Source organism: Pseudomonas sp. GM78, from assembly GCF_000282475.1.
In the GTDB taxonomy this organism is placed as follows: Bacteria; Pseudomonadota; Gammaproteobacteria; order Pseudomonadales; family Pseudomonadaceae; genus Aquipseudomonas.
In genome coordinates this window covers 18,808-30,661 of sequence record NZ_AKJF01000138.1, presented here as the reverse complement: position 1 = coordinate 30,661, position 11,854 = coordinate 18,808, and the positions used below count along the sequence as shown (strand labels likewise).

Annotated in this window: 10 protein-coding genes; 6 read left to right on the top strand and 4 right to left on the bottom strand. The window is 62.3% G+C overall.

All coding sequences use genetic code 11. From position 1 onward, the window contains the following. The first annotated feature begins 190 nt into the window (after window positions 1–190). The 6 genes from PMI35_RS09270 to PMI35_RS09295 all read left to right on the top strand — a co-directional run bounded on the left by PMI35_RS09270 (window position 191) and on the right by PMI35_RS09295 (window position 7,156). Entirely contained in the window at window positions 191–1,207 is a 1,017-nt protein-coding gene (locus PMI35_RS09270) for an AraC family transcriptional regulator (RefSeq protein WP_008062731.1), read from the top strand. A 248-nt stretch (window positions 1,208–1,455) separates the two neighbouring features. Beyond that, a complete protein-coding gene (locus PMI35_RS09275; RefSeq protein ID WP_008062730.1) occupies window positions 1,456–3,120 on the top strand; it encodes an AMP-binding protein in 1,665 nt (554 codons plus the stop codon). 13 nt (window positions 3,121–3,133) lie between these two features. Continuing rightward, window positions 3,134–3,895 (top strand): SDR family NAD(P)-dependent oxidoreductase, encoded by a 762-nt coding sequence (locus tag PMI35_RS09280; RefSeq protein ID WP_008062729.1) that lies wholly within the window; start codon window positions 3,134–3,136, stop codon window positions 3,893–3,895. Between the two features lie 12 nt (window positions 3,896–3,907). Then, on the top strand, window positions 3,908–5,101 hold the full coding sequence (locus PMI35_RS09285; RefSeq protein ID WP_008062728.1) for an acetyl-CoA C-acyltransferase: 1,194 nt from the start codon (window positions 3,908–3,910) through the stop codon (window positions 5,099–5,101). A 139-nt stretch (window positions 5,102–5,240) separates the two neighbouring features. Further along, window positions 5,241–6,368, top strand: a complete 1,128-nt coding sequence (locus PMI35_RS09290) for an acyl-CoA dehydrogenase (protein ID WP_008062727.1) — start codon at window positions 5,241–5,243, stop codon at window positions 6,366–6,368. Window positions 6,369–6,382: 14 nt separating this feature from the next. Further along, on the top strand, window positions 6,383–7,156 hold the full coding sequence (locus PMI35_RS09295) for an enoyl-CoA hydratase (protein WP_008062726.1): 774 nt from the start codon (window positions 6,383–6,385) through the stop codon (window positions 7,154–7,156). Window positions 7,157–7,280: 124 nt separating this feature from the next. Here the strand turns inward: PMI35_RS09295 and PMI35_RS09300 are convergent, their stop codons facing one another. From PMI35_RS09300 to PMI35_RS09315, 4 genes are all read right to left on the bottom strand, one after another. After that, entirely contained in the window at window positions 7,281–8,432 is a 1,152-nt protein-coding gene (locus PMI35_RS09300) for an acyl-CoA dehydrogenase family protein (protein ID WP_008062724.1), read from the bottom strand. A gap of 3 nt (window positions 8,433–8,435) precedes the next feature. After that, the gene (locus PMI35_RS09305) at window positions 8,436–9,542 is read right to left on the bottom strand and encodes an enoyl-CoA hydratase/isomerase family protein (RefSeq protein WP_008062722.1); all 1,107 of its coding nucleotides are present in this window, start codon (window positions 9,540–9,542) and stop codon (window positions 8,436–8,438) included. A gap of 147 nt (window positions 9,543–9,689) precedes the next feature. Continuing rightward, window positions 9,690–10,397, bottom strand: coding sequence for an HPP family protein (locus tag PMI35_RS09310; RefSeq protein ID WP_008062720.1), 708 nt, complete (start codon window positions 10,395–10,397; stop codon window positions 9,690–9,692). Window positions 10,398–10,555: 158 nt separating this feature from the next. Then, complete coding sequence (locus PMI35_RS09315) at window positions 10,556–11,734, bottom strand: MFS transporter (protein WP_008062718.1); 1,179 nt, start codon at window positions 11,732–11,734, stop codon at window positions 10,556–10,558. Window positions 11,735–11,854 lie beyond the last annotated feature (120 nt).

Here is an 11,854-nt window from a genome sequence, read left to right as displayed (position 1 = left end):
TTTGCTTACTTTTCGGCGTTTGAAAAAGTGAGTCGCCGTAAGGGCGAAACCATAAGTGGCCGTTACCGCAGCAATGGATATGTACTCCGACAACAAATAACAGGTCGGCTACCAGGCCGCCTTGGCCTACAAGCTAGCCGCTGCGCTAATATGCCCACCACCCAAACAAGAACAGGGCACGCCTCGCGCAATGTCGGAAAAAGACACCATTTCCATTCAGCTGGTGCGTGAAGCGCTGCTGCAAAGTTGCGACCCGGACGCGGCCACCGATGAGGTGTTGCACAAGGTCGGCATCGATCCAACCCTGCTCGGCAGCAGTGACGCCCGTGTTCCGGCCAGCGCCTATGCGCGTCTGTGGCGCTTGTTGGCCCGGCGGGGGGATGACGAGTTTTTTGGCATGGACCCGCGCAAGCTCAAATCCGGCAGCCTGGAGTTCCTCTGTCGCTGTGCCATGGTCCAGCCGAGCCTGGCCGCCGGGCTCACCAGTGGTTTGAACTTCCTGTCGTTGATGCTCGAGCACATGCCCGCCGAGCTTGTGCATCAGCAAAGCCTGGCGGAAATCGTTTTACTCGAAGACGACCATGAGCCGCGCCGCGCCTTCACTTACTTTACCTACTGGATGATCGTGCACGGCGTGGCCTGTTGGCTGGCCGGGCGTCGAATTCCGATCCTGGCGATCGAGCTGCGCTGTGCGCAGCCGGATTTCTGCCATGACTATCAGGTGATGTTCTCCGAGAACCTGCGCTTCGACCGACCGCGCACGCGGATGATCTTTTCCGCCGACTGTCTGGGTTTGCCGATCAAGCGCAGCGATGAAGAGTTGCGGCGCTTCCTGGCCCATGCGCCGGCCAACATCCTGGTCAAGTACCGCGATCCGCAAAGCCTGGCCAGCCGCATCAAGCAGGACCTGCGACAACTGCCCGCCGAGCACTGGCCGGAGACCGAAGCCCTGGCGCAACGCCTGTGCATGTCCGCCTCGACCCTGCGCCGCCGTCTTGCCGAGGAGGGCCAGACGTACCAGGGGCTCAAGGACAGCGTGCGCAAGGAGCTGGCCATCACCTGGTTGGCGGAACCTGCCATCAGCTTTGCCGAAATCGCCACCCGGCTGGGGTTTGCCGATACGAGTTCGTTCTACAAGGCGTTTCGCAAATGGTCGGGTTCCAATCCCGGGCATTACCGCAGTTTGATTCTCAACGAAACCCATTGACCCGGATTTCTGGTTGTACGTGCGGGCCTCTTCGCGGGCAAGCCTCGCTCCTACGGCACGATGATCTCCTGTAGGAGCGAGGCTTGCCCGCGAAGGCGGCCTCACAGGCGCCACACCTCTCGATTCCTTGGCCAAACCAGTCAAGCAACTTGATAACTTTGACCATTGCCCGACACCCCGCCTGGAGCGAGTATTTCCCTGTTGGTTACGGTTCCCCCCACCTAACAAAAAATACAGGGACTTTGGCAATGCGCGATTACTTATCTGCTGTTTCACAGTTCAACTACCAGCACACCGTCGATGCCGCTCTCGCAGGCAATCTGACCGCTCTCAACGCCTGCATCGAGTGTTGTGACCGGCATGCGCTGCCCGGGCGTATCGCGCTGTTCTGGGAGGGCCGTGACGGCACCAGCGCGACCTACACCTTCCACGACCTGCAGGACAAAGCCGCGCGCTTTGCCAACTTCCTGCAGGCCTTGGGCGTGAAGAAAGGCGACAAGGTCGCCGGTCTCCTGCCACGCAACATCGAATTGCTGATCACCGTGTTCGCCACCTGGCGCATCGGCGCGGTGTATCAACCGCTGTTTACCGCCTTCGGCCCCAAGGCCATCGAACATCGCCTTGGCAGTTCCGGGGCCAGGGTGGTGGTTACCGACGCGGTCAATCGCGCGAAACTCGCGGAGGTCGCCGACTGCCCAACCATCGTCACCGTTGCAGGCCCCAAGGGGCAGGGCATTGTCCGCGGCGATTACAGCTTCTGGGCCGAACTGGCCAACTACGCCAATGTCTGCGAGCCGGTGCTGCTGACCGGCGAAGACCCGTTCCTGCTGATGTTCACCTCGGGCACCACCGGCCCATCGAAAGCGCTGTCCGTGCCGCTCAAGGCCATCGTCGCCTTCCAGGGCTACACCCGTGATGCGGTGGATCTGCGCCCTGAAGATGCCTTCTGGAACCTGGCCGATCCGGGCTGGGCCTACGGCATCTATTTCGGCGTCACAGGTCCCTTGTCCCTGGGGCACCCGATCACCTTCTACGATGGCCCGTTCACCCTGGAAAGCACCTGCCGGGTGATCAACAAGTACGGAATCACCAACCTCACCGGTTCACCGACGGCGTATCGCCTGTTGATCGCCGGTGGCGAAGAATTCGCCCGGTCGATCAAAGGCAAGCTGCGCATTGTCAGCAGTGCTGGCGAGCCGCTGAACCCGGAAGTGATCCGCTGGTTCGCGGATAATCTGGACGTGATCATCCATGACCATTACGGCCAGACCGAACTGGGCATGGTGCTGTGCAACCACCATGGCCTGGAGCACCCGATCCATATGGGCGCCGCCGGTTTCGCCTCGCCCGGCCACCGCATCGTGGTGCTGGACGACGATTACCGGGAGCTGGGTGTCGGCCAGCCGGGCATTCTGGCCATCGACCGCAGCCAGTCGCCGATGTGCTGGTTCGCCGGTTACGAAGGCGTACCGACCAAGGCCTTCGTCGGCAACTACTACTTGAGCGGCGACACGGTCGAGTGGAACCCGGACGGCAGCATCAGCTTCGTCGGCCGTAGCGACGACGTGATCACCACCTCCGGCTACCGCGTCGGCCCGTTCGATGTGGAGAGCGCGTTGATCGAGCACCCGGCGGTGGTGGAAGCCGCCGTGGTCGGCAAGCCCGATCCGGAACGCACCGAGCTGGTCAAGGCGTTCGTCGTGATCTGCTCGCAATACCGCGCCGCACCGGAGCTGGCCGAAGAGTTGCGCCAATACGTGCGCAAACGCCTGGCGGCTCACTCGTATCCCCGCGAAATCGAATTTGTCAGCGAGTTGCCGAAAACCCCAAGCGGCAAATTGCAGCGCTTTATCTTGCGCAACCAGGAAATCGCCAAGGCTCAAGAGGCCGCGGCGAAGAACGTTCCAGCTTGAAAAGGAAACAATGATGCAGATCGAAAACAAGGTTTTTCTCGTCACCGGCGGTGCTTCCGGGCTGGGTGCGGCGACCGCTGAAATGCTGGTCGCGGCCGGTGCCAAGGTGATGTTGGTGGACATGAACGCCGAAGCCGTCGCGGCCCAGGCCCAGCGCCTGGGTGCGCAAAGCGTGGTGGCGGACATCAGCGACGAAGCAGCGGCCGAGGCCGCGGTACAGGCGACGGTCAAGGCCTTTGGCGGGCTCAATGGCCTGGTCAACTGCGCCGGCATCGTGCGCGGCGAAAAGATCCTCGGCAAGAACGGTCCGCACGCCCTGGCCAGCTTCAGCCAGGTGATCAACGTCAACCTGATCGGCAGCTTCAACATGCTGCGCCTGGCCTCGGCGGCGATTGCCGAGACCGAAGCGGACGCCGATGGCGAACGCGGCGTGATCATCAATACGGCGTCCGCCGCGGCCTACGATGGCCAGATCGGCCAGGCGGCCTACGCAGCGTCGAAAGGCGCCATCGTCAGCCTGACCTTGCCTGCGGCCCGTGAACTGGCGCGTTTCGGCATCCGCGTAATGACCATCGCCCCGGGCATTTTCGAAACGCCGATGATGGCCGGCATGACCCAGGAAGTTCGCGACTCCCTGGCCGCCGGCGTACCGTTCCCGCCGCGCCTGGGCAAGCCTGCCGAGTACGCGTCCCTGGTTCGGCATATCATTGAAAACAGCATGCTCAATGGCGAGGTGATCCGTCTCGACGGTGCCTTGCGCATGGCGGCCAAATAAGGAGGATTTGTCATGACTATTGCCAACGATCCGATTGTTATCGTCAGCGCCGTCCGCACCCCGATGGGTGGTTTCCAGGGCGAACTGAAAAGCCTCACCGCGCCGCAACTCGGCGCCGCCGCGATCAAGGCCGCGGTTGAGCGTGCCGGCGTTGCACGCGATGCCGTCGATGAAGTGCTGTTCGGCTGCGTCCTGCCAGCCGGTCAGGGCCAGGCGCCCGCGCGTCAGGCGGCGCTGGGTGCCGGGCTGGATAAGTCGACCCGTTGCACCACCCTCAACAAGATGTGCGGTTCGGGCATGGAAGCGGCCATCCTGGCCCACGACATGCTGCTGGCCGGCAGCGCCGAGGTGGTCATCGCCGGTGGTATGGAAAGCATGTCCAACGCGCCGTACCTGCTGGACCGCGCCCGCAGCGGTTATCGCATGGGGCATGGCCGCGTGCTCGACTCGATGTTCCTCGACGGCCTGGAAGACGCCTACGACAAGGGGCGCCTGATGGGCACCTTCGCCGAAGACTGCGCGCAAACCCACGGCTTCAGCCGTGAGGCCCAGGATGCGTTTGCGGTGGCTTCGACCACCCGCGCCCAGCAGGCGATCAAGGACGGCAGCTTCAAGGACGAGATCGTGCCGTTGACCGTCACCGTCGGCAAGGAACAGGTGACGATCAGCAACGACGAGCAGCCACCGAAAGCCCGGCTGGACAAGATCGCCTCGCTCAAACCGGCGTTTCGCGATGGCGGTACCGTAACGGCGGCCAACTCCAGTTCGATCTCCGACGGCGCGGCCGCACTGGTGCTGATGCGTCGTTCCGAAGCCGACAAGCGTGGCCTCAAGCCGCTGGCGGTGATCCATGGCCATGCGGCATTCGCCGATACTCCGGGCCTGTTCCCGGTGGCGCCGATTGGCGCGATCAAGAAACTGATGAAGAAAACCGGTTGGTCGCTGGATCAGGTCGATCTGGTCGAAGTCAACGAAGCCTTCGCCGTGGTCGGCATGGCGGCGATGACCCAGCTGGAAATCCCCCACGAGAAGCTCAACGTGCACGGCGGCGCTTGCGCCCTGGGCCACCCGATCGGTGCGTCTGGCGCGCGGATTCTCGTGACCCTGCTCTCGGCCCTGCGCCAGAAAGGCCTCAAGCGTGGCGTTGCAGCGATCTGCATCGGTGGCGGCGAAGCCACGGCGATGGCCGTGGAATGCCTCTACTAGGCCGACCTAACCCCTGTGGGAGCCAGCCTGCTGGCGATGACGGTGTGTCATGAAAGAAGACATTGACTGACCCGACGCCATCGCCAGCAGGCTGGCTCCCACAAAGTACTGTGTGTACCCCGGATTTTAAGGATTCACCATGATCCCCAATGACGAAGAACAGCAGATACGCGACGCGGCCCGGGACTTTGCCCAGGAACGGCTGAAACCGTTCGCCGCCGAGTGGGACCGTGAACACCGTTTCCCCAAGGAAGCCATCGCCGAGATGGGCCAGCTGGGCTTCTTCGGCATGCTGGTGCCGGAGCAGTGGGGCGGTTGCGATACCGGTTACCTGGCCTACGCCATGGCCCTGGAAGAAATCGCCGCGGGCGACGGTGCCTGCTCGACCATCATGAGCGTGCACAACTCGGTGGGTTGCGTGCCGATCCTCAACTACGGCAACGACGATCAAAAAGAACGCTTCCTCAAACCCCTGGCCAGTGGCGCGATGCTCGGTGCTTTTGCCCTGACCGAACCCCAGGCCGGCTCCGACGCCAGCGGCCTGAAAACCCGCGCGCGCCTGGAAGGCGATCACTACGTGCTCAACGGCTGCAAACAATTCATCACCTCCGGGCAGAACGCCGGGGTGGTGATCGTGTTCGCCGTGACCGACCCGGCTGCCGGCAAGCGCGGCATCACGGCGTTCATCGTGCCCACCGATTCGCCAGGCTATAAAGTCGCCCGGGTCGAGGACAAACTCGGCCAGCACGCCTCGGACACCTGCCAGATTCTCTTCGAAGACGTCAAAGTGCCCGTCGCCAACCGCCTGGGTGAAGAAGGCGAAGGCTACAGGATTGCCCTGGCCAACCTCGAAGGCGGGCGCGTCGGCATTGCCTCGCAATCGGTGGGCATGGCCCGCGCCGCGTTCGAAGCCGCCCGCGACTATGCCCGTGAGCGCGAAAGCTTCGGCAAGCCGATCATCGAACACCAGGCCGTGGCATTTCGCCTAGCGGACATGGCGACCCAGATCGCCGTGGCGCGGCAGATGGTGCATTACGCAGCGGCGCTCCGGGACAGCGGCAAGCCGGCGCTGGTGGAAGCGTCGATGGCCAAGCTGTTCGCCTCGGAAATGGCCGAGAAGGTATGCTCCTCGGCGCTGCAAACCCTGGGCGGTTACGGTTACTTGAACGACTTCCCGCTGGAGCGGATCTACCGCGACGTGCGGGTCTGCCAGATCTACGAAGGCACCAGCGATATTCAACGCATGGTCATTTCACGCAATCTTTGAAAAGGAAACCACTTGTGAGCTACGAAACGATTTTGCTGGAAACCCATGGCCGGGTCGGCCTGATTACCCTTAACCGCCCGCAGGCGCTGAACGCATTGAACGCGCAGATCGTCAGCGAACTGAACCAGGCCCTCGACGGCTTCGAGGCCGACTCGAACATCGGCTGCATCGTCCTGACCGGTTCGAAAAAGGCCTTTGCCGCCGGTGCCGACATCAAGGAAATGGCCGAGCTGACCTATCCGCAGATCTACATCGACGACCTGTTCAGCGACAGCGACCGTGTGGCCAACCGCCGCAAGCCGATCATCGCCGCGGTCAACGGTTTCGCCCTGGGCGGCGGCTGTGAGCTGGCGCTGATGTGCGATTTCATCCTGGCCGGCGATAACGCCAAATTCGGCCAGCCGGAAATCAACCTCGGTGTGTTGCCGGGCATGGGCGGCACCCAGCGCCTGACCCGCGCCGTGGGCAAGGCCAAGGCCATGGAAATGTGCCTGAGCGGGCGCTTGATCGATGCCGTGGAAGCGGAGCGTTGCGGCATCGTGGCGCGCATCGTGCCAAGCGATGAACTGCTGGATGAAGCGCTGAAAGTCGCAGGCTTGATCGCCAAGAAGTCGCTGCCGATTGCGATGATGGTCAAGGAAAGCGTCAACCGTGCCTTTGAGGTGAGCCTGTCCGAAGGCGTGCGCTTTGAGCGTCGGGTGTTCCATGCGGCGTTTGCGACGCAGGATCAGAAGGAAGGGATGGCGGCGTTTATTGCCAAGCGTGAGGCTGAGTTCAAAGGCAAGTGATGTAGCGTTTTCACTGACGTCTTCGCGGGCAAGCCCGCTCCCACAGTGTTCTCGGTTGCTCACACATATTGTGTACACCCCCGAAGCCTGTGGGAGCGGGCTTGCCCGCGATGTTTTTAGGGCTTCACACCAGGTAGTTCTTCAGTTCCCGGGCAATCACCATCCGCTGGATCTCGCTCGACCCTTCATAGATCTGCGTAATCCGCGCATCCCGGTAATACTTCTCGACCGGGTAATCTTCCAGATAGCCATAGCCGCCATGAATCTGAATCGCTGAAGAGCAGACTTTCTCGGCCATTTCCGAAGCAAACAGCTTGGCCTGCGAGGCCTCCGACAGACACGGCTTGCCAGCCGTGCGCAGGCGTGCCGCGTGCAGGATCATCAGCCGCGCGGCGTTCAGTTGCATGTGCATGTCGGCCAGCAGGTTGGCGATGCTCTGGTGTTCATTGATCGTCTTGCCAAACTGCACGCGCTCGCGCGAATAGGTCAGCGCCGCTTCGAATGCCGCGCGGGCAATGCCCAGCGCCTGGGCGGCGATGCCGATGCGGCCGCCTTCGAGGTTGGACAGGGCGATGGCCAGGCCCTTGCCGCGCTCACCCAACAAGTTGGCCTCAGGAATACTGCAGTTGTTCAGGGTGACCGCACAGGTATCGGAAGCGCGGATGCCCATTTTGTGTTCGGTGCGGTCGACGATGAAGCCCGGCGTATCGGTGGGTACCAGGAACGCGGAAATGCCGCGCTTGCCCAAGTCCGGGTCGGTCACGGCAAACACGATGGCCAGCTTGGCCCGTTTGCCGTTGCTGACAAATTGCTTGGCGCCGTTGATCACCCACTGGCCATCGCGCAATTCGGCGCGGGTTCGCAGGTTGTGCGCCTCGGAACCGGCTTGCGGCTCGGTCAGGCAGAAGCAACCAATCACCTGGCCGCTGGCCAGGTCCGACAGCCAGGTCTGTTTCTGTTCTTCGCTGCCGTAGTTGAGCACCGGCCCGCAGCCCACCGAGTTGTGGATGCTCATGAACGCGCCGGTGGCGCCGTCGCCGGCAGAGATTTCTTCCACCGCCAGGGCATAGGCAACGTAATCGACATAGGTGCCGCCCCATTCCTCGGGCACTACCATGCCCAGCAGGCCCAGTTCACCCATCTTCGCCACCAGGGCGTCGTCGATCCAGCCAGCTTTTTCCCAGGCCTGGGCGTGGGGCGCGATTTCGCCACGGGCAAAGTCCCGGGCCATGTCGCGGATCATGACTTGTTCTTCAGTCAATTCGAGATCGTGCATGGTTCAGCTCCCGCTCTCATCGAAACCGTTGAAGAAACTCGCTACGTGCTCGGCGTCCAGCGCCTGCAGGGTAGGCGGGTTCCAGCGCGGATTCTTGTCTTTGTCGATCAGCAAGGCGCGCACGCCTTCGATCAGGTCGCCGCGCTCGAACCACTGGCGGTCCAGGTGCAGCTCAAGGGCGAAGCACTGTTCAAGGCCCAGCTGCCGACCGCGGCGGAGCATTTCCAGGGTCACGCCCATGGCCAAAGGTGAGCGGGTCTGCAGCAGGTCGGCGGTGGTCGTGGCCCACTCATGGCTGTCGGCGACCGTTACTTCACGCAGTTGCTCCACAATACTCGGCACATCGGGCAAGGCGAAGAAGTGGTCGATAGCCGGGCGCAAGGCGGCCAGCGGCGCATCGGGCAACTGTTGCACCCCGAGTTTCGCCAGCAGGCCCTGAAGGTCCTTCAGTGGCGTGTCATGCCACTGCAGTTGATCGAGTCGTTCATCCAGCGTGGCCAGCTTGCTGCTGTCCAGGTACCAATCGGCCAGACCGCAGTACAGCGCATCGGCCGCGCGGATCTGCACGCCGCTGACGCCCAGGTAAATTCCCAGCTCACCGGGAATGCGCGGCAGGAAGTAGCTGCCGCCAACGTCCGGGAAATAACCGATGCCGACTTCAGGCATCGCCAGTCGGCTTTTCTCGGTGACCACCCGCAGGTCGGCGCCTTGTACCAGGCCCATGCCGCCACCCAGCACGAAGCCGTCCATCAAGGCCAGCACCGGTTTGCGGTAATGGTGAATCGCGAGGTCGAGGGCGTATTCCTCGACGAAGAAATCTTCGTGCAGGGTGTCGCCGCTCTTGAAGCTGTCGTACAGCGAGCGAATGTCGCCACCGGCACAGAAGGCTTTTTCCCCGGCACCGCGCAGCACCACGGCATGCACCTGGTCATCCTGCGCCCAGGCGTCGAGCTGACGCTGCAGGTCGCGGACCATTTCCAGGGTGATGGCGTTGAGGCCGGTGGGGCGGTTGAGGGTCAGGTGACCGATGTGGTTGCGAACCTCGGCCAGCACTTCGTTCCGTGTGGCATCCATGGACGAAGTCCCCTTCGATAAAACCTGAGCAGTCATCACTAACTCCCTGCTTTTATTGTTCTTTATAGACAAGCTCGCGCGCGAGCGATGCAGGATCGTAACAGTGCAAATTTGCCGAGTACAACCGGGAATTGTGCAGGTGCTTTCTGCATTTTTGCAGAAGCATTTGTAAAACAGTCCGGTTCAGGCGCTACGGCTTAGCACCTCACCAATACTGCGCCGCCTGGCCTGCAATTCGGTGGCGTGGATCAGCTGTTCAAGGTCTTCGGGGGTGACGTCAATGAAGGCCTCCATCTGCGCCAGGGCCAGTTTCAGGTCCTGGGCGGTGATCGCCTGGCTGTCGATCGGCGGGTGGTCGGCGGGAACGACGGCGACCGGTTCGCTGGCGCGTTTCGGGTAACGAATGCGCGTGAGGTTGTTGTAGGCCAGGGCACTGAACAGCATGGTCGAGGCGGCGAGCATCACTGGGCCCAGGGCTTTCCAGTCCATGGCGATGGTCGCGGGGTCCGCCAGCACCAACAGCAATGCCAGCGCCCCGGCCGGCGGGTGCAGGCAACGCAGCCAGCACATCAGGATCAGCGCCATGCCCGCCGCCAGGCAAGCGCTGCCCAGGGTCCGGCCGAGCACGTGGGCCACCAGTAGCGCTACCACCGCAGCGCTCAAGTAGCCGCCGAGTATCGACCAGGGTTGCGCGAGCGCGCCGGACGACACGGCAAACAGCAACACCGCCGAGGCCCCCAGCGGACCGACCAGGTGCTGCGCCACCTGCATGCCGAATACCTGAGCGCACAGCCAGACGCTGAACATCGTTCCCAGCGCCATGCCGATGGCGGCGCGACTCCATTCCGAAGGGCGGGTGTTGATAGCGGCGGGCAACCAGCGAGCAAGCATGATGAACATCGTTCCAATAAAAAACCGAAGAAAAAAAAGGGCTTGCCTGGGAAACCCGGAAAGCCCTTGAAGGTGTTCCAACTGTTGGGGGAGGAACGGTGACAGTGTGCCGCGCCTTTGTGATACTGACAAATTCATATTAATGAAGCTTCAGTTCATTATTTCTGATGTATCGCCACGCGCCGGCCACTCATGAAACACAGGAAACCGCCCATGGCCGTCAGCGCGCTCAAGGCGTAGAACATGGTCGGCGCCGGGGTGTGCATCAACAGGAAACCGCAGATCACCGGGCTCAGGGCGCCACCGAGGGCGGCCAGGTTCTGCGCGCCGTAGTAGCTGCCGCGCAGTTCTTCCGGGGCCAGGGTGTCGACGAAGAGGAATTCGGCCGGGTAGATGATCATTTCGCCGAGGGTGAAGATGAACATCGCTACGCACCAGCCCACCAGGCTGTCGGCCAGGCTGAAACCGATCAGCCCGACAATGAACAGGCTGGTGCCGCCCGCGATCCAGTAACGCAGTTGCTCACGGTTGAGGAAGCGGCCGATCTGGTATTGCAGCAGGATCACGCTGATCGCATTGCAGGCGAGCAGGGCCGCCATGGTTTCCAGGGCGCGCTTGGAATCTTCGGTCACCAGCAGGTATTGCGACAGGTACAGGGTGAAGCGTCCGTGCACCACGGTGCTGAGCAGGCAGCCGCAGGTGAACATGATCAGGGTGCGGTCGTTTTTCAGGGTGACCAGGGTCTTGAGGAAGCTCTGTGGTTGGCTGACTGTCGGTGTCTGGGCTGAGTCCCTGGGGATACCCAGCATCAGGAAGATGCTGAAGAACGCGATGCCCCCGGCGATCAGGAACGGCGCGATCGGGTAGACCCCGGCGATCACCACGCCGAGCATGGGGCCGGTGGCGTAGCCGATGTTGGTCAGGGTGTAGCGCAGGGAAAACGCCTTGGCGCGTTGGCCCATGGGCAGGTTTTCGCTGAGGATCGCCTTGGAGCCGATGAGGAACAAGGCCGAGGCAGTCTCGGTGATAACCAGCGTCAGGGTGGTCAGGTAGAGGTTTTCGGCAAAGGTCAGCAGCACGAAGCCGATGGCGCTTGAAAGCATCGCCAGGATCAGCAGCCGGCGTTTTTCCAGGCGGTCGATGATGTAGCCGCCGTACAGGGCGAGCAGGGTGGCGATGAACACCGCGATGCCCAGCAGCAAGCCGACGTCCTGTTGGTTGAGGCCCAGTTTGTTGCTCAGGAACAGGGTGAGCAGCGGGCTGGTGATGGCGCGGCTGACGACGATGGTCAGCGACACGATCATCAGCCGGCGAATAACGAGCGAGTAAGTGGCCACGGTAGTGCAAATGTCCTTATTCAGATTCCAGGGTGTTCGTCGATGTACCGGGTCGCAGCCAATCGCCAGCAGGCTGGCTCCCACAATTGAAATGCGATCGACTGTGGGAGCCAGCCTGCT